This window comes from Glycomyces salinus (genome assembly GCF_016428645.1).
GTDB lineage: Bacteria > Actinomycetota > Actinomycetes > Mycobacteriales > Micromonosporaceae > Glycomyces > Glycomyces salinus.
Window position 1 is genome coordinate 1 of sequence record NZ_JAELXW010000140.1, and the last position, 20,163, is coordinate 20,163.

The 20,163-nt window shown below is 71.8% G+C and carries 20 protein-coding genes; 11 read left to right on the plus strand and 9 right to left on the minus strand.

Annotated elements, in window-relative coordinates; all coding sequences use genetic code 11:
• Positions 1–143 precede the first annotated feature (143 nt).
• On the minus strand, positions 144–776 hold the full coding sequence (locus JFB92_RS23720) for a class I SAM-dependent methyltransferase (RefSeq protein WP_199044298.1): 633 nt from the start codon (positions 774–776) through the stop codon (positions 144–146).
• A 136-nt stretch (positions 777–912) separates the two neighbouring features.
• On the opposite strand from JFB92_RS23720, the gene JFB92_RS23725 reads away from it, so the two are divergent.
• A complete protein-coding gene (locus JFB92_RS23725) occupies positions 913–2,127 on the plus strand; it encodes an acyltransferase family protein (protein ID WP_199044299.1) in 1,215 nt (404 codons plus the stop codon).
• Here the strand turns inward: JFB92_RS23725 and JFB92_RS23730 are convergent, their stop codons facing one another.
• From JFB92_RS23730 to JFB92_RS23740, 3 genes are read right to left on the minus strand one after another with little or no spacing between them, the layout of a single operon-like run.
• Positions 2,128–2,604, minus strand: a complete 477-nt coding sequence (locus JFB92_RS23730; protein ID WP_199044300.1) for a hypothetical protein — start codon at positions 2,602–2,604, stop codon at positions 2,128–2,130.
• Complete coding sequence (locus tag JFB92_RS23735) at positions 2,601–4,013, minus strand: ATP-binding protein (RefSeq protein WP_199044301.1); 1,413 nt, start codon at positions 4,011–4,013, stop codon at positions 2,601–2,603. The genes JFB92_RS23730 and JFB92_RS23735 overlap by 4 nt, the downstream gene beginning before the upstream one ends.
• Positions 4,010–4,684 (minus strand): response regulator, encoded by a 675-nt coding sequence (locus JFB92_RS23740; protein ID WP_199044302.1) that lies wholly within the window; start codon positions 4,682–4,684, stop codon positions 4,010–4,012. The genes JFB92_RS23735 and JFB92_RS23740 overlap by 4 nt, the downstream gene beginning before the upstream one ends.
• Before the next feature lie 112 nt (positions 4,685–4,796).
• On the opposite strand from JFB92_RS23740, the gene JFB92_RS23745 reads away from it, so the two are divergent.
• Positions 4,797–5,537 carry an SGNH/GDSL hydrolase family protein gene (locus tag JFB92_RS23745; RefSeq protein WP_199044303.1) on the plus strand — a complete coding sequence of 247 codons (741 nt, stop codon included), beginning with the start codon at positions 4,797–4,799 and terminating at the stop codon, positions 5,535–5,537.
• Between the two features lie 52 nt (positions 5,538–5,589).
• On the opposite strand, the gene JFB92_RS23750 is transcribed toward JFB92_RS23745, so the two are convergent.
• Positions 5,590–6,033: a universal stress protein gene (locus tag JFB92_RS23750; RefSeq protein ID WP_199044304.1), complete on the minus strand. Its 444-nt coding sequence runs from the start codon at positions 6,031–6,033 to the stop codon at positions 5,590–5,592.
• Between the two features lie 401 nt (positions 6,034–6,434).
• Here JFB92_RS23750 and JFB92_RS23755 point away from each other — a divergent pair, with 401 nt between their 5' ends.
• The 6 genes from JFB92_RS23755 (at position 6,435) to JFB92_RS23780 (ending at position 13,349) form a co-directional block, all read left to right on the plus strand.
• A complete protein-coding gene (locus JFB92_RS23755) occupies positions 6,435–9,464 on the plus strand; it encodes an AfsR/SARP family transcriptional regulator (RefSeq protein WP_199044306.1) in 3,030 nt (1,009 codons plus the stop codon).
• Between the two features lie 90 nt (positions 9,465–9,554).
• Entirely contained in the window at positions 9,555–9,890 is a 336-nt protein-coding gene (locus JFB92_RS23760; RefSeq protein ID WP_199044308.1) for a hypothetical protein, read from the plus strand.
• Positions 9,883–10,785, plus strand: coding sequence for a hypothetical protein (locus JFB92_RS23765; protein ID WP_199044310.1), 903 nt, complete (start codon positions 9,883–9,885; stop codon positions 10,783–10,785). Before JFB92_RS23760 ends, JFB92_RS23765 begins: the two co-directional genes overlap by 8 nt.
• Positions 10,786–10,825: 40 nt before the next feature.
• Positions 10,826–11,479, plus strand: coding sequence for a hypothetical protein (locus JFB92_RS23770; protein WP_199044312.1), 654 nt, complete (start codon positions 10,826–10,828; stop codon positions 11,477–11,479).
• Positions 11,480–11,604: 125 nt separating this feature from the next.
• Positions 11,605–12,564 carry an ATP-binding cassette domain-containing protein gene (locus JFB92_RS23775; RefSeq protein WP_199044314.1) on the plus strand — a complete coding sequence of 320 codons (960 nt, stop codon included), beginning with the start codon at positions 11,605–11,607 and terminating at the stop codon, positions 12,562–12,564.
• A complete protein-coding gene (locus tag JFB92_RS23780; protein ID WP_199044316.1) occupies positions 12,561–13,349 on the plus strand; it encodes an ABC transporter permease in 789 nt (262 codons plus the stop codon). The genes JFB92_RS23775 and JFB92_RS23780 overlap by 4 nt, the downstream gene beginning before the upstream one ends.
• Here JFB92_RS23780 and JFB92_RS23785 read toward each other — a convergent pair.
• On the minus strand, positions 13,331–16,390 hold the full coding sequence (locus JFB92_RS23785) for an ATP-binding protein (protein WP_199044318.1): 3,060 nt from the start codon (positions 16,388–16,390) through the stop codon (positions 13,331–13,333). The genes JFB92_RS23780 and JFB92_RS23785 overlap by 19 nt on opposite strands.
• Positions 16,391–16,501: 111 nt before the next feature.
• On the opposite strand from JFB92_RS23785, the gene JFB92_RS23790 reads away from it, so the two are divergent.
• Together JFB92_RS23790 and JFB92_RS23795 are read left to right on the plus strand one after the other, a co-directional pair.
• On the plus strand, positions 16,502–16,888 hold the full coding sequence (locus JFB92_RS23790) for a DUF4926 domain-containing protein (RefSeq protein ID WP_199044320.1): 387 nt from the start codon (positions 16,502–16,504) through the stop codon (positions 16,886–16,888).
• 233 nt (positions 16,889–17,121) lie between these two features.
• The gene (locus JFB92_RS23795) at positions 17,122–17,877 is read left to right on the plus strand and encodes a DUF4352 domain-containing protein (protein ID WP_199044322.1); all 756 of its coding nucleotides are present in this window, start codon (positions 17,122–17,124) and stop codon (positions 17,875–17,877) included.
• A gap of 24 nt (positions 17,878–17,901) precedes the next feature.
• Here the strand turns inward: JFB92_RS23795 and JFB92_RS23800 are convergent, their stop codons facing one another.
• A complete protein-coding gene (locus tag JFB92_RS23800; protein WP_199044330.1) occupies positions 17,902–18,327 on the minus strand; it encodes a MarR family winged helix-turn-helix transcriptional regulator in 426 nt (141 codons plus the stop codon).
• Positions 18,328–18,353: 26 nt separating this feature from the next.
• A complete protein-coding gene (locus JFB92_RS23805) occupies positions 18,354–18,971 on the minus strand; it encodes a DJ-1/PfpI family protein (protein ID WP_199044324.1) in 618 nt (205 codons plus the stop codon).
• A gap of 204 nt (positions 18,972–19,175) precedes the next feature.
• On the opposite strand from JFB92_RS23805, the gene JFB92_RS23810 reads away from it, so the two are divergent.
• Positions 19,176–19,391 (plus strand): hypothetical protein, encoded by a 216-nt coding sequence (locus JFB92_RS23810; RefSeq protein ID WP_199044326.1) that lies wholly within the window; start codon positions 19,176–19,178, stop codon positions 19,389–19,391.
• A gap of 175 nt (positions 19,392–19,566) precedes the next feature.
• On the opposite strand, the gene JFB92_RS23815 is transcribed toward JFB92_RS23810, so the two are convergent.
• Positions 19,567–19,854, minus strand: a complete 288-nt coding sequence (locus JFB92_RS23815) for a helix-turn-helix domain-containing protein (RefSeq protein WP_199044328.1) — start codon at positions 19,852–19,854, stop codon at positions 19,567–19,569.
• Positions 19,855–20,163: the final 309 nt, after the last annotated feature.

The following is a 20,163-nucleotide window of genomic DNA, read 5'->3' on the forward strand; positions in this document are numbered from 1 at the left end:
CGCCCGGTTGAACCTTTACCCGGAGTAACCCGGCCGCGACAGTGTGTCCGGCATATCTCCTGCCTCGTTGTCGGCTGTGACTCCTTGCGCAACCGCCGCTCTGGTAGGCATCGCCGTGGCTTGACGGTGCTGCCCGCCCTCGGCTAAGGAAGTTCGGGTTTTCGGGCGTGGAGGCGTTCGATCAGACCCGCCTTGAAGCGGTCGCGTTCGACGATCTCCAGCCCGGCCGCCTCGACGTGGAGGAGCGGGCGGCGGCGGAAGTGCTCGCCTCCCATCGGGACCGAGCCGATCTCGATCACCCGCTGGAGCGAGCGCAGCCACCAGGCCGCGCCGATCACGTGGTCGGCCAGCAGCAGCCGCCCGCCCGGGCGCAGGACGCGCACCATTTCGGCGACGGCCTTCTCGTCGTCGGGAACCGCGCACAGCGAGAACGTGCAGACCACTGAGTCGAAGGAGTCGTCGCCGAAGTCGAGGCGCTGGGCGTCGCCGGTGCGCAGCTCGGCGTCGAGCCCCAGTTCGCCGGACCGCCGCTTGGCTCCGGCGAGCATGCCCGCGCTCAAGTCGAGGCCGACCAACTCGACGCCCTCGGGGTAGTGCTCCAGGTTCAGTCCGGTGCCGATCGCGACCTCCAGGGTCCGGCCCCGGGCCCGCCCACAGATCCAGCTCCGGGTGTCCGCGAAGAGCCAGCGCTCTGAGCGCACCATGCTCCTGTCGTAGCCGATCGAGTACCTGTCCCAATGGCGTCGCAGGTCGTCGAGGTTCCTGATCCTTCCCATGAGCACGTGCCCTTCCGCGAGGCTCCGGTTCCCGACCGAGCCTACTGGTCATCGGTCCTGAACGGACGCCTCGGCCGCGACACGACTGCGACACGGACACGACCGCTTCCTGACACGGGCGCGGAACCCTCGGGCCATGACGCGAGCGCAACCGGCCCAGGCCGGCACGACCATCCCCCGACCCGCCCCGTACCTGCCCGCGCTGGACGGACTGCGCGGGGCCGCCATCGCCGGGGTCCTGCTGTTCCACACCGGGCACCTGCCCGGCGGCTTCCTCGGCGTGGACCTGTTCTTCGCCCTCTCCGGCTACCTCATCACCGACCTGCTGCTGCGGGAGGCCGAGCGGACCGGCACGGTGTCCCTGGTCGACTTCTGGGGCAGGCGCGTCCGGCGGCTGCTGCCCGCGCTGGCGGCGATGCTGGCCGCCGTCGCCGCCCTGACGTGGGCGGTCGCACCGCCGGAGACGGTGCGCACGACGCTCTCGGACGGACCGTGGGTGCAGGCCAACCTGATCAACTGGCACCTGCTGGCCGAGTCGGCCGGGTATTGGGACCGGTTCGGACCCGACCGGGTGTTCGAGCACCTGTGGAGCGTCGCCGTCGAGGAGCAGTTCTACCTGGTGTGGCCGCTCATCGTGCTGGCCCTGGCGCTGCTGGGGCGGCGCGTCCACGCCGCCGTGGCCGTGACCGCCGTGCTGGCATCGGCAGCGTCCCTGGCGCTGATGGTCTCGATGTTCAGTGAGGCGGACCCGACGAGGGTATACATCGGCACCGACACTCGGGCGTTCTCACTGCTCCTGGGCGCGGCGGTCGCCACCCGGCCGGTCCGCGCCGCCCTGACCCGAATCCCGGCCCGGTGGGCCGGCGCGGCCGCGTCGCTCCTGGTGGCCGCTCTCGCCGCGGCCTGGGTGCTGGCCGACGGAGTGGCCTCGCCGTGGCTGTTCAACGGCGGCTTGGCCGCGCACTCGCTGGCCTCGGCGCTGCTGATCGGCCTGTGCGCGAACGCGCCGCGCACACCGGCGGCCCGCGCGCTGGCGTGGCGGCCGCTGCGCGGCCTCGGGCTGGTCTCCTACGGCCTCTACCTGTGGCACTGGCCGGTGATCGTCCTGCTCTCACCCGAGCGGACCGGGCTCGACGGCCTCGCGTGGACCGGGTTCGTGTGCGCGGTGTCGATCTGGCTGGCGGTGCTGTCGAAGTACCTGGTCGAGGACCCGATCCGCTTCCGCGCCGACTGGGCCCGAGGCAGAAGCGGCCTCATCGCGTTCGCGGCGGCCATGGCGGCCCTGGCCGTGATGTGGTTCGCGCTGCCCGACCCGGCCCCGCCCGCGATCGACCTGACCGAGCTGGACTGATCACCCGGTCAGCGGGCAGGACCGCTCCACCTTGGACTCCGCGGTGGTCTGCGTGAACTGGAGGACCGCGGTCGTGTCCGTCGATCCTCCGCTCTGGACGTGGACGCCGAGCGCGGTGCACACGATCTGGTCGATGCCGGTCCTGGTGAGTTCGTCGAACGCCAGCGGGACCCGCAGTTCGATCCGGTCGGGCCGGGCGGTCACCACGACCTGGCGCGGCGCCTCCTCCGGGATGTCGGTGCTCAACTCCGAGTGGCCGGGCCCGGTGAACAGCAGTGACAGCGCCTCGGAGATGGAGCCGAGTCGGTCGGTCTCGCGCAGCTGCGGCACCAGACCGCCCTCGGCGTCGACGAAGTAGAGGGTCACCCCGGAGGCGACGCCGGTGGGCGCCCGGCCGCCGTCGGCCACCTCCGAGGGCTGGACGCCGCAGCCGGCGAGGGCGAGCAGCAGCAGCGCCGCCGTCCAGATCCGTCTCATCGGTCCTCCGCCTCGCGCGGCAGGAGCAGGGTGAACCGCGCCCCGCCGCCGGGCGCGTCGGCGGCGGTGATGTCGCCGCCGTGGACCCGCGCGTTCTCCAGCGCGATCGCGAGGCCGAGCCCGCTGCCGGGGGTGCGGGAGCGGGCGGCGTCGGCCTTGTAGAAGCGGTCGAACACGTGCGGAAGGACCTCCTCGTCCAGTCCGGGCCCGGAGTCGGCGACCTCGATCGACACGCGGTCGCCGCTCTCGGCGACGCGCACCCGCACGGGCGGGGCGCCGTGGCGCAGCGCGTTGCCGACCAGGTTGGCGACCATGACGTCCAGGCGGCGCCGGTCGGCGCGCAGCCGCACCAGGCCGGGCGCGTCCACCTCGACCCGGTCGGTCCAGCCGCGGGCGCGCAGGCAGTCCCGGACGGCCGCTGCCGCGTCGACCTCCTCGAAGCGCGGCCTCGCGGTCCCGGCGTCGAAACGGGAGACCTCCATCAGGTCCTCGACGAGCCTGACCAGCCGGTGAGTCTCGGTGACCGCCATCCGCGCGGACTCGCGGGCCTCGTCGTCCATCCGCTCGGCGGCGTCGCCGAGCACCTCGGCGACCGCGGTGAGCGTGCTCAGCGGGGTGCGCAGCTCGTGGGAGACGTCGGCGGCGAACCTTCTGGCGTCGGCCTGCATCCGCCGCATCGCCGCCATCGACGACTGCACCGAGGCGGCCATCTCGTTGATCGTCCCGGTCAGCTCGGCCAGCTCGTCCGAGCCCTTCGTCGGGGACCTGGCGTCGAGGTCCCCGGCGGCGAGGCGGCGCGCGGTGTCGCGCAGCCGCCGCACCGGCCGCAGGACGCCGCCGGCGGCGGCCAGCGCCAGCAGCACCGCCACCGGCAGCGCCAGCAGGGCCGTGCCGACCGCGGACCTGGTGAGGTCGTCGAGGCGCTCCTGGACGCCGGTGAGGTCGTGCGCGGAGTACACCTCGATGCCCGAGGCCGCGCTCGTCCCGTCCGGGGATGTGAACATGACCGGGGTGCCGACCAGCAGCCACGGCGTGGAGTCGGCCTCGACCCGCTGCGTGGCCAGGCGGGCGTTCACGCGGACGGCGGTCCGCAGGTCGTCGGTCACCAGGTCGGCGACGGTCCAGTCGCCCGACCGCAGGTCGCCGTAGGTCACCAGCGTGTCCGCGCCCACCGCCGCCCGCAGCCGGTCGAGTCCGGCCTGGTCGGGCGGGTACTCCAGTTGCGGGGCGATCCCCTCGATCTGAGCGGCGGTGGTCTCGGTGGCGTACCGCTCGGTCTCGGAGACGATCGCGCCGCTCGCGGCCCCGGCTCCGGCCCAGGCCGCCGCGGCCGCGCCGAGCGCGGTCACCAGCGCGAACGCGACGATCAGGCGGGCCCGCAGCCCGCGCGGCCACCAGCGGCGGATCATGCCGGTCCGAACCGGTAGCCGAACCCGCGGACGGTCTGGACGTATTCGGGGCTCGCCGGGTCGGCCTCGATCTTGGCACGCAGCCGCTGCACGCAGTTGTCGACCAGCCGGGAGTCGCCGAGGTAGTCGTGCTCCCAGACCTCTTCGAGGAGCTGCTGGCGGCTGAAGACGCGCCCCGGCGCCCGCGAGAGCGTCAGCAGCAGCCGCAGCTCGGTCGGCGTCAGCGCGATCGGTTCGCCGCGCAGCGACACCGCCAGCGATGCGGTGTCGATGCGCAGGTCCCGGTGCTCCCGGACCCCGTCGGGGGTGCCGACGCTGCGGCGCAGCACCGCGCGGACGCGCGCGTCGAGCACGGTCGGCTGGGCCGGCTTGACCACGTAGTCGTCCGCGCCGGCCTCCAGGCCCGCCACCACGTCGAAGTCGTCGCCGCGCGCGGTCAGGATGATCACCGGGACCTCGCTGGAGGCGCGGATGCGGCGGCACACCTCCAGGCCGTCGACGCCCGGCAGCATCAGGTCGAGCACCACCAGGTCGGGCACGGTCGAGCGGAACCGCCGCAGCCCGTCCTCGCCGGTCTCGGCCGCCTCGACCTCGTGCCCGTGCCTGCCGAGCGCGAGCTGGAGCCCGCGCCGCACCATCGGGTCGTCCTCGATGAGCAGAATCGCCGCCACTCGCCCAGCCTAGGAGACTCCGGCGGCGAACCGGACTCCTCGACCGAGGCTGCGACACGATCGCGACATCGCCGCGGAGGGGACGGGACACGGGCGCGGCACCGTCGAGCCCATGAGAACGAAGCGAAAACTCATCCCGGCCCTGGCCGGCCTGATCCTGATCGCCTCGGCCTGCACCGAGCAGTCCGAATCCGGCGGCGACCTCGGCGGGAACGGCCTGTCCAAGGTGCTCCTCCTCGGCGACTCTGTCGCCGCCGGTCAGGCCGTGCCCATGCGGCACGCCTTCGCCGCCGGCGACGTCCCGTTCGAGTCGCTCGCCTCCGAAGGCGGCGGCAACGTCGTCGGTCCCTTCTCGGAGGAGCAGTGGGAGGAACTTCCCGACCAGATCGCCTCGGCCGAGCCCGAAGTGGTCGTCTACCAGATCACCACCTACGACTGGGGCGGCGAGGACGAGCAGCGCTCCGGCTACGAGCGGCTGCTGGAGACGGTCGCCGACTCCGGCGCGGAACTGGTCTTCGTCACCGCCCCGCCGATCGAGCCCGACGAGTTCTACGAGCCGCACATGGACGAACTGGAGCGCGCCCCCGAGGTCGCCGCCGAGGTCGCCGAGTCCTCGGACGAGGCCCACCTGCTCGACGCCTCCGAGGTGTGGGGCGAGGAGTACCGGGCCGATCGCGACGGAGTACCGGACCGCAGCGAGGACGGCATCCACACCTGCCCGCAGGGCGCGGCCAGGTTCACCGACTGGCTGCTCGGGGAGCTGTCCGGGCTCTACCCCGAGTTCGAGCCCGCGCCCGCCGAGGACTGGGCCGACGACGGCTGGTCGGGCGACGAGCACTTCGTCGGCTGCTGACGCGCGCGCGGCCGCGCCGGTCCGCTCGGACCGGCGCGACCCGCGTGTTCGCTCAGTTCTCGGCGCGGACGACGACCACCGGGCAGGACGCGTGGTGGACGACCTGCTGGCTCACCGATCCGATCAGCGCCCCGACGAATCCGCCGTGGCCCCGGTTGCCGACCACCAGGAGGTCGGCGTCCTTGGACTCCTCGATGAGCGCCTTCGCGGGGTGCGCTTCGACCAGCCGCCGGTTGACCGGGATGTCCTTGAACCGGGCCTCCCCGGCCACGGCGTCCATGGCCTCGGTCATCGCGTTCTCGGCGGTCTCGGCGAGTTGGTCGCCCGGCAGCGTCATCGCCGCCGTGCCGTACATCGCCGGTATCTGCCAGGCGTGCACCGCCTCGACTTCGGCGCCGGTCAGCTCGGCTTGGCGCAGGGCCCACCGCAGGGCCCGCGCCGAAGCGGGCGAGCCGTCGACGCCGACCACGATCTTGCCTTTCGCCCCGTTCGCCATGGGCTTCTCCTTTCGATCGCTCTACGGACGAGTCTCCGCTTCGGATCGATGCCGCGGCAGGGACGAACGTCCCCTCGCCGCCGGATCGAAGGCCTTGAGTCCATGCTTGCACTTCGGCGGCCCCGATGTGGGAAAGCCGGCCCGCCGCGGGAGGAGATGTGTCTCGGCGGGCCGGCCGCATGCGGGAGGGGTCAGGGGGTCTCGAAGAAGTACCGCGAGCGGGCGGGGCGGACTCCCGGCAGTCCGGCGGGGGTGCATCGCGTCCGTCCCGCCCAGCCCTCGTCGCGACCCTATGCGGCCGGACTTGTCGCTCAGTTGCCGTGGAATTGCCGTTGCGGGCACCCGATAGGATTTGCGAGGCTAACCTGCGTTTTCGGGGATTTCCGGAGGAGTGCCGCCGCGTGGCCGAACAGTTCGATTTCAGGGCGCTGGGCCCGCTGGAAATCCGCCTCGGCGACCGGCGGGGCCCTCACCTCGCGCCCATACGCCGCCGCCTGCTGGCGGTGCTGCTGTCCCGTGCGGGCCGCCAGGTCACCGTCGACGAACTGTCCGACGCCGTCTGGTCCGGTGCGCCCCCGCGCAGCGCCGCGAGCACGCTCCTGGTGCACGTCCACCGGCTGCGGCAGGCCCTGGGCGATCCCGAGCGCATCCGCCGCGACCCGGGCGGCTACCGGATCGCCGTCACCGCCGACGAGTTCGACGTGCTGCGGTTCGACGAGCTGTTCAAGCGCGCCCGCTCCCAGCGGGCCGACCAGCAGCCCTCGGCGGCGGCCGAATCCCTCGAACGCGCCCTGGACCTGTGGCGCGGCGAACCCTACGCCGACATCGAGCCGTCCCGGCAGATCACCGCCGCGATCGAACGGCTCACCGAGCAGCGCCTGATCGCCAGGCAGGCGCTCCAAGAGTCGTTCCTGGACTCGGGCCGGCACCACGAGGCCATCGCTCCGCTGGCCGAGCTGGTCGAGGCGCACCCGTACGTCGAGCGGATCAGTGTCCTGCTCATGCTGGCGCTATACCGCGCCGGACGGCAGGCCGAGGCGCTCGAGGTGTACCGCGTGCGGCGCGCGGCGATGGTCGACACGCTCGGGGTCGAGCCGGGCAGTCTGCTGCGGCGCGTCCACGAGGCCGTGCTGCGCTCCGACGACCGGTTGGAGGACGTCGCGACCGCGACCCTGGACCGCAGGTGGGAGCCGGTGTCCGCACCGGCGGTCGAGGCGGAGGCGCCAGTGGCGGTCCCGCGCGAGCTGCCCCGCGCCCCCGACCGGCTCGTCGGCCGCGACGCCGAACTGGGGGCCCTGGACCGGTTGGCCGAGTCCGGTCCCGCGCCGCTGGCCCTGATCACCGGCATGGGCGGGGTCGGCAAGACCGCCATGGCCCTCCACTGGGCCCACCGCTGGGCCGACCGGTTCCCCGACGGCCAGCTGTTCCTCGACCTGCGCGGGGACGACGCGGAAACGGCGCTGCGGCCGATCGACGCGCTCAAGGCGCTGCTGTCGTCCCTCGGCGTGCCCGCCGCGGGCATCCCCGTCGGCGCCGACCAGGCCGCCGCCCGCTTCCGCACCCGCACCGGCGACCGCCGGATGCTCGTCGTCCTCGACAACGCCGCCGCGCCCGAGCAGGTCCGGCCCCTGCTGCCGGGCGGGCCCGGCTGCCTGGTGCTGGTCACCAGCCGCCACCGCCTGGCCGGGCTGACCGTCCGCGACGGCGGCACCCGCCTGCCCCTCGGCCCGCTCTCCCACGACGACGCCCGGGGCCTGGTAGCGGACCTCCTCGACGTCCCCGCCGAGGCCGCCGACGAACTGGCCGATCTGTGCGGCGGGCTCCCGCTGGCCCTGCGCATCGCCGCCGCCGACCTCGCCGACCGGCCCGAGCTCGACATCGCCGCGTACTCCAAACGACTGGCCGCGAGCGACCGGCTCTCCTCGCTCCAGCTCGACGGCGCCGACGCGGCCGTCCGAGCGGTCTTCGACTCCGCCTACGAGGCCGTGCCCGAGGCGGCGCGGCGCCTGTTCCGCCTGCTCGGCACCGTCCCCGGCCCGGACATCGCCGCGGCCGCGGCCGCGCGGCTGGCCGACACCGGCGCCGAGGACACCGACCGGAACCTGGAGCGCCTGGTCGCCGCCCACCTGGTCGAACGCCACCGGCCCGGCCGCTACCGGCTGCACGACCTGCTGCGCATCTACGCCGCCGAGCGCGCCGCGGCCGAAGACCCCGAGCCCGAGCGCGACGCGGCGACCGCGCGCCTGCTCGGGTGGTATATGGGCGGAGTCGACGCCGGTCATCGGCAGCTGTACCGGACCTTCACCCGCCTTCCGCCCGAGGACACCGCGGCACGTCTTGACCTGGACTCCGACGAAGCCGCCGCCTGGATGGAGGCCGAGCACGCCAACCTGGTCGCGGCCGTGGTCCATGCCGCCGAACACGGTCCGCGCCGGATCGCCTGGCTGCTCAACGATGCTCTGCGCGGCTATATGTGGATCGGGGGCCACGGCATCGACGCCCTCAGAACGGGCCGCGCGGCGGCGGACGCCGCGCGCGCCGAAGGAGACCTGGTGGGCGAGGCCGTATCCGAGCTGAGCCTGACCACGGCGATGTTGCAGCGCAACAGGTCGGAGGAGGCGTTGGCGCACGGTCGGCGCGCGGCCGAGGTCGCGGCGAAGGCCGATCACCTGCCCTGCCTCGCCGCCGCCGAGCAGAACGTCGCGTACGCCTGCTTCAGCATGGGGAGGCTCGACGAGGCGATCGCCCACGGGGAGGCGGCACTGCGCACCGATCTGAAACTCGGCCGCTCCCACGGCCAGATCGCCGACCTTATGGCCCTCGCCCTCGCCTACCGCCATCGCGGCGACCTCGACGCGGCCATCGACCGCTTCGGGCGGGCGCTGGAGCTCGTCGCCGAGACCGGCAGGTTCACCTACGAGACGGACATGTACGCCCACCTCGCCGCCATTCACAGCGCCCGCGGCGATCTCGACCAAGCCCAGTCTTACCTGGACAGAGTGTTCGAGGCGCATCGCCGATCGCACGGCGTCGCCAACGCCGACCATGACCATTCGATGGCCTCCGTCGTCCACCTCGACGCCGGACGCGTCGATCTCGCCCTCGAACACGCGGTTCAGGCCGTCGAGCGCGCGGAGGGATCCTCCGGGCCCCTGGGCGAATCGATCGCGCTGACCGCGCTCGGCGCGGCCCGGGACGCCCGCGGAGAGCATCGCGAGGCGCTCGCCTGCTTCGACCGTGCCATCGAGCTGGCCAGGAACGACGGCATCTACTACTGCACAGAGGCGACCCTCGGCCGCGCCGCCGCTCACCTGCACCTCGGCGAGACCGAGTCGGCCCGCCGCGACGCCGAGTCGGCCCTGGAGACCGCCCTCGAATGTGGCTTCGCGCTCCTCGAAGCGCGCGCCCGCGGACTGCTGGCATCGATGTGACCGAGTCGCCGAGCCCGCGGCAATTCGACGGCAAGTGTTCGGAAAGCGCCCGCTCATACCCTTGTGGCCACCAATGAGGAAGGGGCCCATATGAGCGGCATCAGTATCGATCCTGAAGAGCTGGACGCCGCCGCGTCCACCATCCGGCAATCGGCGTCCAAAGTCCAGGAGTTGGCCGAGTATGCCAGAGACGCCGACCCCGATGTCTGGGCGTGGGGCCTTCCGGCGACCATGCTGGCCGCACCGTTCTACATCGGGCTCGTCGAGCAGCTCCACCAGCAGTTCGAAGGCGCCGTTCAGACCGTCGAGGGCTTCGCGAAGATGATCGAGGACTGCGCCGAGGAGGCCCGCCGGGGAGACGACGGCAACGTCCAGCTCTTCCTCGACCTGGAGGGCGAACTGGACGGGGACTACAGCGGTGAGTGACGGCGAACTCGACTGGCAGCAGGACGCCAAGACGCAGGACGACGTCGACCTCTCCCCCGGCGCCTGGGCTCCCGACCTCAAAGGGGTCGTGACCGGACTGACCAACGCCTCCCTCGGTTTCACGGGGATGAACAACCACAAGGCGCTCAACGGCATCAGCAACTCCGTCGACGAGATCGACGACCTCGCCGACTGGCCCGCGATGGTCATGGCCGTGGACTCGATCATCGAGAAGTCCAACGCGGCGCACGCCGCGATCGAGAAGTTCGAGCAGGGCGGAAGCAACCACTGGGGCGATCCGCTTCAAATGCTGGCGGGGACCCTCGTGGACTTCGTGATCGATCTGTGCGCGCCGCTGAAGGACATACTCGGCCTGGTCACCGGCAACGAAGGGCGTATGAAGGGCTACGTCGAGATGTGGCTGACGGTGGTGCAGGGCGGCATGGAGACCGGCTCGTACATCGCCGAGACCGGCGCCGAGGCGCTGCGGGACTGGCAGGGCCGGGACGCCGACGCCGCCCGTCAGCGCGTCGATGAGATCGGCAGGTCGATCACCGTCATGTCCATGTGGGGCATAGCGATCTCGATCGCGCTGCGCGGCATGGCATGGCTCGCAAAGAAATGCGAGGACAAGGTCAAGGACCTACTCGCTACGATCGTCAAGAACGCGATCACGAAGTGGCTGCCCGGAATGGCCTCGGGCGCGGCCACTTTCGGGACATCGTCGGCCGCGACGATGATCCTGGCCATCGTCGAGGTCGCCAACAAGTTCATCACCGCGATCAGCCTGGTCACGATGGCGATCACGCTCTGCAAGCTGATCTGGGAGGTCTTCGTCGACATCATGGAGCAGATTCCCGGAATCCAGAGCGTGCTCGACTTCTTCAAGCAGTAGCGCCCCGACCCTCCGACCCACAGACAGGTGTGACCTTCCCTTGAACGACAACGCCGCGCACCAGCCGCAGTACTCGCCCCACCCCCAGCCCGGCCAGCCCGTGCAACCCGGCCCGGCTCCCCAGCCGGCCTACGGCCGGCTCCTCCCGAGCGGCCCCGACCGCCCCACTCCCGTCGGGCTCGGCCTCGCCGGGGCCGGCCTGCTCCTGCTCGCCGTCGGCTCCCTGATCCCGCAGGTTTCCCTCGGCGGCAGCGACGCCGACGGCGGGGCCGCGCTAGTGTTCGGCACCGTCGGAGTGAGCCTCCCCGGGCTCTCGCCGGCCCTGATCCTGGTGGTCCTCGTCGGCTGGGCGGCTGCCGGGATCAAGCCCGGCCTCCAGTGGGCCGCCAAGCTCGGCGGCATCGGCCTGGCCGCGCTCACCGCCGCCGCCGCGCTCCACCCGGTCATCGAACTCAACGCCGCCTTCGGCAACGAGACTTTCGAGGACGCCGACATCGAAGCGAGCGCCGGCGGCGGCCTCTGGCTCTACATCCTCGCTGCGATCCTGCTGGCCGCCAGCATCTTCCTGATGCGCTGGGCGCCGACGCCGCAGCAGGCCCCGGCCCCGCAGTACGCCCAGCAGCCGCAACCTCCTCAGCAGCCCCAGCCCTCTCAACAGCCCGACAACGGATGGCCGGGCCACCCGCAGCAGTAGCGCCCGGCCGCTTTCTCGGTCCCTTGGAGCGGATCGAACGCGGGTGACATGCCGGTGCACGCCGTATGGCATGGCCGGCGCGGAACGTGGTTCGTGAAACCGAACTCGTTCGCAAGGAGACCGGAATGACACTCGCATTCCAAGCCCGGGGGCTGGTCAAACGCTTCGGCGCCACGACCGCGCTCGACGGCGTCGATTTGAGCGCCGAAGAGGGCACCGTCCTCGGCGTGCTGGGCCCCAACGGAGCCGGCAAGACCACGGCCGTGCGCATCCTGGCCACGCTGCTGCGCCCCGACTCCGGGACCGCGACCGTCGGCGGCCTGGACGTGGCCCGCCACCCCGGCGAGGTGCGGCGGCTGATCGGCCTTACCGGCCAGTTCGCGTCCGTCGACGCCGACCTGACCGGCACGCAGAACCTCGTGCTGATCGGGCGGCTGCTCGACATGCGCGGGGCCGAGGCCAAGGCCCGCGCCCGCGAACTGCTGGCCGACTTCGACCTGTCCGAGGCCGCCGGGCGTGCCGCGGGGACCTACTCGGGAGGGATGCGCCGCCGCCTCGACCTGGCCGCGAGCCTGATGGGCCGCCCCAAGATCGTGTTCCTCGACGAGCCGACCACCGGCCTCGACCCGGCCAAGCGCGAGGAGCTGTGGGGCGTGGTCAGGCGGCTGGTCGACGACGGCGCCACGGTGCTGCTGACCACCCAGTACCTGGAGGAGGCCGACGCGCTCGCCGACGAGATCTCCGTGATCGACTCCGGCGAGGTCATCGCCCACGGGACCCCCGCGGATCTGAAGCGGATCGTCGGCGGCCGGCACATCACCGTCCGCCCCGCCGACCCGGCCCGGCTCGACGACGCCGGACGGGTCCTGTCCACAGTGACCGGCCGCTCGCCCGACTCGCCGCACCGCGGCGTCCTGTCGGTCCCGGCCGAGACCGACCGGGACTTCCCGGCCGTCGTCGCCGAACTCGACCGGGCCGGCGTCCCCGTCACCGAACTGGCCCTGCAACTGCCCGACCTCGACGACGTGTTCTTCAAACTCACCGGGCACACCGCCGCCGACGACAAGGAGGCCGTCGCGGCATGACCACGATGGAACTGAGCGCGCCCCGGCCGCTGGGCCTGGCGCGCCACTCGCTGGCCCTGGCCGGGCGGAGCCTCATCAAGACCGCCCGCAACCCCGAGCACCTGCTGGACGTGACCCTGCAACCGGTCATGTTCACCGTCATGTTCACCTACCTGCTCGGCGGGGCCGTCGCCGGCTCCACCGAGGACTACCTGCGGACCCTGGTCCCCGGGATCATGGTGATGGTGACCCTGTTCGCCTCGATGCAGTCGGGCGTCAACTTCAACGACGACATCAAGAACGGCGTGTTCGACCGGTTCCGAAGCATGCCGATCGGCCGCTCCGCGCCGCTGGTCGGCGCCGTCCTCGGCGACGCGATCCGCTACGTCGTCGCGATCGTGGTGCTGCTGGCCTTCGCGGCCGCGATCGGCTACCGCGTCGACACCGGGCCGCTCCAGATTCTGGCCGCGAGCCTGCTCGCGATCGCGCTGGCCTTCGCGGTCAGCTGGATGTTCGTGCTGCTGGGAGCGGTCATGCGGGACCCGGGCGGCGTCCAGGGGATCGCGTTCATCGTGCTGTTCCCGCTGACGTTCGGCTCCGACCTGCTCGCCCCCACCGAGACCCTGCCCGGCTGGCTCCAGGCGTGGGTGGACGTCAACCCGGCCGCGCAGGCGATGCAGGCCGCCCGCGGCCTGCTCATGGGCGGCCCGGTCGCCGGCCCGGCCACGGCCACGCTGCTGTGGAGCGCCGGCATCCTCGCGGTCTTCGCGCCGCTGGCGGTCAGCGCCTACCGGCGGCGGAGCTGATCGAGGCGGTCGAGCGCGTCGGGCTTGGCGAGCGCGCGGCCGGCGTCGTAGGCGGCCTCGAAGGCCGCGTCACCGACCCGGCTGCGCACGGCCCGTTCGACGGCGAGCGCGTCGGCGTCGAACCGGTCGGGGGCGCCGCGCAGCCGCTCGGCCGCGCCGAGCCACGTCGCCGCCGACTCCGGCTCGCCCTCGGCGTCGGCCAGGGCCGCCGCGGCGACGGCGACCCTGGCCAGGACGGGCATGTCCATCGCGTCCATGCCGTAGGCGATCGCGTCGTCCAGGCCCGAGCGGGCCGTCTCCGGCGAGCCGCGGAGGATCTCGAGCATGATGTGGGCCCGCGCCATCAGCGCCTGCCACTGCGGCGAGGCGACCTGGCTGTGGTTCTCCGGCCAGGCAGCCGCCGCGTAGTGCTCGGCGGCCTCGCCGACGCGGCCCGCGGCGCGGGCCAGGTCGCCGAGCCCGAGGTGGGCCCACAGCAGTTGCCGCGGAGCGGAGAAGTCGCCCTCCCGCTCACCGGCGTCGGCGATGATCGACTCCAGTTCGGCGCGGGCGGCCTCGGCGTCGCCCGACACGGCCCGGGCCTGGGCGAGCACGGCCCGGCTCTGCGCGGCGACCGTATCCGGCGACAGCTCGCGCTGCAACCGGATCGACTCGCGCAGGCCCTCGATCCCGGCCGCGAGGTCCCCGAACATCAGGTCGGCCTGCGCGAGCCACATCAGCGAGTGCTCCAGGCCGAGCCGGTCGCCGACGTCGCGGAACGCCGCGACGGCGCGCCGCAGCTCGGCGCGCGTCGCGGTGATCTCGCCGCGGTCCTCCAGCAGCAGCGCCCGCAGCATCCGCAGCACCGCCCGCGTCCACGCGTCGGGGTGGTCCATGCGGCCCTCGATGACGGCCCTGCACCGCTCGTGCTCGTCGGTGAACATCCGCAGCATCGGCTCGGCCAGCGCCAGCAGCGGGTGGTCGGGGTAGGGCTCGGCCGCCGCGACGATGGCCCGGAACTCCTCCAGCACCTCGTCGGGCTGGAACGTCCCGCACATCATCCGGTTGACCAGCAGCATGCCCTGAGCCGCCAACCGGGCCGGCCCGGGAGCGTCGCCCTCGGCGCGCAGGGCGGTCTCGTACCAGCCGGACACGTCGGGCCACGGCCCGCCGCTGAACCAGTGCATGCTCATCGCGGCGGCGATCCGCAGCGCGGTGTCGGCGTCGCCCGAGGCGGCCGCGTAGTGGAGCGCGGCCAGGATGTCGTCGTGCTCGGCGTCCAGGCGGGCCCGCCATTCGAGCTGGTCGGCCCCGCGCAGGTGCGGCTCGGCGCGCTCTGCCAGGTCGAGGCAGTAGGCGGCGTGGGCGGCGCGGGCCTTGCCGAGGCGGCCGGTCTCCTCGAGCCGCTCGCGCCCGTACTCGCGCAGCGTCTGCAGCATCCGGAATGATCCGGTGCCGGTCGGCCGCAGGATCGACTTGTCGGCCAGGGCCGTCACCGTCTCCAGGCCGCCGCCGATCCACTCGGCCGCCTCGATGGTGAGGCCGCCGAAGACGGAGGCGGCCTCGGCCAGTTCGCGCTCGTCGGCGTCCAGCAGGTCCCAGCTCCAGGTGACGACGGCGCGGAGGGTCTGGTGGCGGGGCAGCGCGGTCCGCGAGCCGCCGGTGAGCAGCCGGAACCGGTCGTCGAGGCGCTCGGCGAGCTGGTCGAGGGACAATGCCCGCAGTTTCGCGGCGGCCAGTTCGATGGCCAGCGGCAGTCCGTCGAGCCTGCGGCAGATCTCGGCGACGGCGGCCGGATCGAGGTCGAGGCCGGGCCGGGACGCGGCCGCTCGGTCGGCGAACAACCTGGACGCGGCCTCGACCGGCAGCGGGCCGAGGGGGTGGACGGTCTCGCCGGTGATCGCCAGCGGCTCGCGGCTGGTGGCGGCGATCCGCAGCCCGGGGCACTCGCCCAGGAGCCGGTCGGCCAGGTCGGCGGCCGCTCCGATGACGTGCTCGCAGTTGTCGAGCAGCAGCAGCGTCGACCGGTCGGCCAGGGCCTCGGCGAGGCGGTCGACGGTCCCGCCGTGCGCCCCCGCGGACCGGTGGCCCATCTTGGGCGGCTCGGGTTCGAACACGCCGAGCGTCTGGGCGACGGCCTGCGCGACGTCGTCGGGGTCGGTGACCGAGGCGAGCTCGGCCATCCACACGCCGTCGAGCACCTCTGTGAGGTCGGCGGCGACGCTGGAGGCCAGGCGGGTCTTGCCGACCCCGCCGGGGCCGGTGACGGTCACCAGGCGGGAGGACTCGAGCGCCCGCCGGAGCTCGGCGGCCTCGGTCTCGCGGCCGACGAAGCTGGTCAGGGCCGCGCGCAGGTTCCCTCGCCGACGCCTCGGGCGCGGCGCGGCCGGTTCGAGCAGTTCGAGGTGGACCGCGCGGAGCTCCGCGCCGGGGTCGGCGCCGAGCTCGTCGGCGAGGCGGCGGCGCAGCTCCTCGTAGCGGGCGAGGGCCTCGGCGCCGCGCCCGGTCGCGCGCAGGGCCCGGAGCAGCAGGGCGTGCAGGCGCTCCCGGTACGGATGCTCGGCGGCCAGTTCGGACAGTTCCGCGACCGCGACCGCGCCGCCGCGGGCGAGTTCGGATTCGGTGCGGTCCTCGAACGCGGCCAGGCGCTGCTCTTCGAGGGCCGCGCGGGCGCCGGTGCAGCCGGGGAGGTCGGCCAGGGCGTCCCCGCGCCACAGCGCCAGGGCCTCGGCCGGGCGGCCTTGGGCGGCCAGGCGCCGGAACCGCTGGGCATCGACCTCGGCGTCGAGCCGGTACCCGGCCGGGACCGAGGCGATCGCGCCGTCCGGGAGCAGCCGCCGCAGCCGGGTGACCAGGGAGCGGACGGCGGCGACCGGGTCGGCCGGTCCGTCCTCGGGCCAGACCGCCTCGGCCAGGGCCTCGGAGCCGACCGCTTCGCCCGCGCTCAACGCCAGGCGGGTCAGCAGCGCGCGGAGCCGCGCCCCGGCGACCGGGACGGTGCTGCCTGAGACGGCGACCTCGAGCGGCCCGAGGATGCCCACCGTCAACTGCTCGGATGACACACCATCAAATATACGAACGCGGAGTCCCTTACGCGTCCCTGCGGACGGGCCGGGTGGGCTCGGGCCGCGGCTGCGGGACCCCTCCCGGTCGGGTCCGGCTATAACGGGCCGATGAGCCGCAACTCCGCACCGCAGTTCCGCAGAATGCCCGGGTCGGCGATCCTCACCATGCTGCTCGGGCTTTACGTTCTGGTGGCCGTGTTCGCTGTTCGCAAGAACACGCTGGCGTGGTGCAATCGCGTTCCCGAGCGAGGATCCGGCTTCCTCTCGATCGATCGCGATCCGGAGGACGAGGAGGAGCCGAACTTCAGCGACCGGGTGGAGCTCCTCGTCGTCCTCGAGGAGTACGGGCTCCGATCCGGAGCGGTCGGCACGATCGTCGATATGCACGACGATCCGACCTCCTTCGAGGTCGAGTTCGTCGACGACCGGACCGAGACGACCACGCGAGTGAGCCTGCGGCCCGACCAACTGCGCTTCATCCCCGAGTCTCGCTGACGGATGACCGCACGGCTGGTGCACGGCTCTTGCACGAACGAGCGCCGCGACCTGTCCGCCACCCGAGAAGCCTGAGCGTTTCCGCAGCGCACACCGATCATGGTGTCCCGAGAAGGCCAGCTCGCGCGGACCCTCGACGGGACGATTGCTGTCTATCCTGGACCACGCCAGAAACTCGTGCCGCCGTCTCGCAAGTCGTTTCCGCCGTCACGCCCATCGCGAAGGATTAGCGCATGTCCGACACTTCCTCGGTAGACCACTGGGGATCCGACGAGGTCCCGCCGCCCGCGTCGTCTCCGATGACGGGCGCCTCCGGCGGCGGCGATGAGCGGCCCAAGGCGATCAGCGTCCTCGCTCTGGTCCTCGCTACCTCACCGCTGTTCCTGAGCCTCATCCTGGACGTCGGGATCTACATCGCCATCGGGGCGGGAGTCGCCGCGATCGCGCTCGGCGTCATCGGGGTCGCCAGGTCCAACCGGCTCGTGTCCATCATCGGCATCGCGCTGGCGGCGGTGAGCACGGCGCTGTCGTTCGCGTTCCCCGACGAGGACGTCGACGCCACCGTGGCGGAGGCCCCGGACCACAGCGTCATCACCCATTCCGATGTCGAGCCCGTCATCGCCGGAGACTTCGAGTTCACCGTCGAAAGCGTCGAGCATGGCGCCATCCAGCTCGGGACCGAAGCCCCGATCAAGTACGCGGCAGGCCAGTTCGTGATCGTCGACCTCACGATCGAGAACCTCGGAGACTTCCCCGGCATCTTCTACGACGGCCTACAGAAGCTGGTCGACACGGACGGGAACGAGTACACCGCCGAGTCCGACGCCGGGCTGTTCCTGGACGGCGACACGATCCGGATGGGCGCGATCAACTCCGGCGACACGATCGAAGGCAAGCTCTTGTTCGACGTGCCGGAGGGGACCGAACTGGCGGCGATGCGATTCCAGGTCTCCAACGACACCGAAGGCGTCGAAGTCTCCCTGTTGTGACCCCGAACGGGATCACCCAGGCCTTCAGGCGCGGTCCTCGTTCCGCTCCAAGCGCTCCAACGCGTCGGAGAGCTCCTGGAGCCGGCGGTGGACGTCCGAAGCGCGGTCCTCACCCAGGGCCTCGCACAGCCGGTCTGCGAACGCCGCGTGAGCGGGCCCGATCCGCTGGACGGCCTCCCTGCCCCGCTCGGTCGGCGCGACCAGTTTGGCCCGCCGGTGCGCCGGATTCGGCAGGTACTCGGCCATGCCCTTCTCCACCAGGATGTCGGCGATGCGCTGGACCGCCTGACGCGTGATGCCCATGTCGCGGGCGATGCCGGCGACCGGAAGCGGTGCCTTCAACACGGCGCCGAGGACCTGCCAGTGGGCCGCGGTGAGCCCGACCGGCCTGGCCAGTCCCTCTGCGACGTCGAGGAACTGGCCGTTCAGCTTGAACACTGTGAGCGCCATCCCTGACAGGAGCTCTTGGTGATCGCTCACGCGGACGCGCCCTCCAATTCGAAGTATCCGGCCGGGTCGCCGAGACCGTACAGCTTGTACCAGGATTCCAGGACGTCAGGCGTATACAACTCGAGCGCGGCGAACACCTCTCGGGCGAAGTCGACCGGCGCGATTCCTGAAGCGGTGGTGAGGCCCCGGTCGGTGACCGCCGGGAGGTCGCAGTAGTGCTCGCCGCCCTTCGACCCGAAGGCGCTCACGACCTCGGGCGCGTTGCTGGTGTGGCGGCGGTCGTCGAGCAGGCCCTCTGCCGCGAGTCCGGCGGTCGCGCCGCAGATGGCCGCGACGGGCACTCCGACGTCGAGGAACTCCCCTGCCTTTCGGGCGAAGGCGGTGTTGCCTCCGGAGAGCCAGGTGTCCGCCCCGGGGAGGATCAGCATTGCGCTGCCGTCCGCTCCGAGTTCGTCGAGTGCGATGTCGGGTGTGATGGTCATGCCGCCCATCGTCCGGACCGGCTCGCGGCTCTCGCCGACGGTCACGACCCGGTAGCGGCCCGGGTCGCGCTGCCAGTCGTCGTTGTTGATGTGGGCGGTCGCGTGTCCGACCTCCCAGTCGGACATGGTGTCGTAGACGGCCAGGTGCACGTGTTTCGTCATTGTCGATCTCCCCTCTCTGTTGACAATATTCTGTCATATTGACAAGATGTTGTCAACAGAGGGAGGTGCCTGAGGCCCGGGGAGGACGCGTCCGCGACCGTTCCCATTGCCGTACTTCCCTAACCTGGCTGAATGGACGCCCCTGCCCCTCAAAGCGGTCTCATTCTCGGCATCGACTTCGGTACGTCCCATACGGTCGCGGTCGTGACCCGCCCGAACGGCCGGGTCGCACCGCTGCTGCCCTCGGCGGTCTACGCCGACGAGCAGGGCATGCTCGTCGTCGACCACGCCTACTCCCTGCCGCTGACGGGGACGCCGCACCAGCTGGTCCGTATTGACCGGCTCGAGGGCGTCGAACCCAACCCGTTCACCGATTCGGGGCCGCTCTGGAACATCGAGTCCTGGGGAGTCCGAGCATGACCTCCACCGATGGAGGGAGGCTCTCCGGAGACTTCCTGCGGAGGCGCCACCGTGCGCTGCGCGAGCCGTGAGGGAACCGTCGTGAGCGCGACCTCGGAAAAGCCGGCCGTTGAGTCATCGAGTGGAGAACGAGGAGACGCTGCGTCGTCCCTGTGCCCAAGATGCTTGCTACACCTCACCTCTCTGGACCAGTCGCGCTGTTGTCGAAACGCTCTGCAAGGCCAAAGGGGAGGGCCCTCGGACTGATGAGTCCCCGCTCATGAGCGAGGATCGCGGCCTGGACAAAATTCTCAGCGCCGAGGAGTTCGGTGATCTTGTTCTTTTGCCGGCCGATTTGGGTGGGCGTGATACCGAGCCAGACTGCGGCTTCGTTTTGGTCTGAGGCTGCAACCAGGCAGTTGAGGATCTCCAGCTGACGATGCGTCAGTGGACCTGACGTGTCATTGAAGTGGTGGGTACTCATGGTTCTCCATCCCGGGATATGGACGGAGGCAAACGTTACCAAACTGGACTACTTGGCGCGTGCCTCGTGAAACCAGGAAACAGTGGTACAAGTCACCATGTTGAGAACTCAACTGTTGGCCTTGACTCCGTTACGTATCGGGGGCAACGTATTTACGGGCGGTTAAGCCACCCCCGTGATCGGCCATAGCGGCGTCTTGGTCACGCGGATAAGTGCCCGCAAGGATGCCCTGACAGTGAGTCTTTCCGTGCAAGCCAGGCGATACGGTCTGTGACTGAAACCCGTTGAGAGGCAAGGAAACCCCCTGGT

Bases quoted from the DNA above. Each gene is read 5' to 3' on its own strand.
- JFB92_RS23720 (WP_199044298.1), bottom strand. From the start codon at position 776: ATGGGAAGGATCAGGAACCTCGACGACCTGCGACGCCATTGGGACAGG.
- JFB92_RS23725 (WP_199044299.1), top strand. From the start codon at position 913: ATGACGCGAGCGCAACCGGCCCAGGCCGGCACGACCATCCCCCGACCC.
- JFB92_RS23730 (WP_199044300.1), bottom strand. From the start codon at position 2,604: ATGAGACGGATCTGGACGGCGGCGCTGCTGCTGCTCGCCCTCGCCGGC.
- JFB92_RS23735 (WP_199044301.1), bottom strand. From the start codon at position 4,013: ATGATCCGCCGCTGGTGGCCGCGCGGGCTGCGGGCCCGCCTGATCGTC.
- JFB92_RS23745 (WP_199044303.1), top strand. From the start codon at position 4,797: ATGAGAACGAAGCGAAAACTCATCCCGGCCCTGGCCGGCCTGATCCTG.
- JFB92_RS23750 (WP_199044304.1), bottom strand. From the start codon at position 6,033: ATGGCGAACGGGGCGAAAGGCAAGATCGTGGTCGGCGTCGACGGCTCG.
- JFB92_RS23760 (WP_199044308.1), top strand. From the start codon at position 9,555: ATGAGCGGCATCAGTATCGATCCTGAAGAGCTGGACGCCGCCGCGTCC.
- JFB92_RS23775 (WP_199044314.1), top strand. From the start codon at position 11,605: ATGACACTCGCATTCCAAGCCCGGGGGCTGGTCAAACGCTTCGGCGCC.
- JFB92_RS23780 (WP_199044316.1), top strand. From the start codon at position 12,561: ATGACCACGATGGAACTGAGCGCGCCCCGGCCGCTGGGCCTGGCGCGC.
- JFB92_RS23790 (WP_199044320.1), top strand. From the start codon at position 16,502: ATGAGCCGCAACTCCGCACCGCAGTTCCGCAGAATGCCCGGGTCGGCG.
- JFB92_RS23795 (WP_199044322.1), top strand. From the start codon at position 17,122: ATGTCCGACACTTCCTCGGTAGACCACTGGGGATCCGACGAGGTCCCG.
- JFB92_RS23800 (WP_199044330.1), bottom strand. From the start codon at position 18,327: ATGGCGCTCACAGTGTTCAAGCTGAACGGCCAGTTCCTCGACGTCGCA.
- JFB92_RS23805 (WP_199044324.1), bottom strand. From the start codon at position 18,971: ATGACGAAACACGTGCACCTGGCCGTCTACGACACCATGTCCGACTGG.
- JFB92_RS23815 (WP_199044328.1), bottom strand. From the start codon at position 19,854: ATGAGTACCCACCACTTCAATGACACGTCAGGTCCACTGACGCATCGT.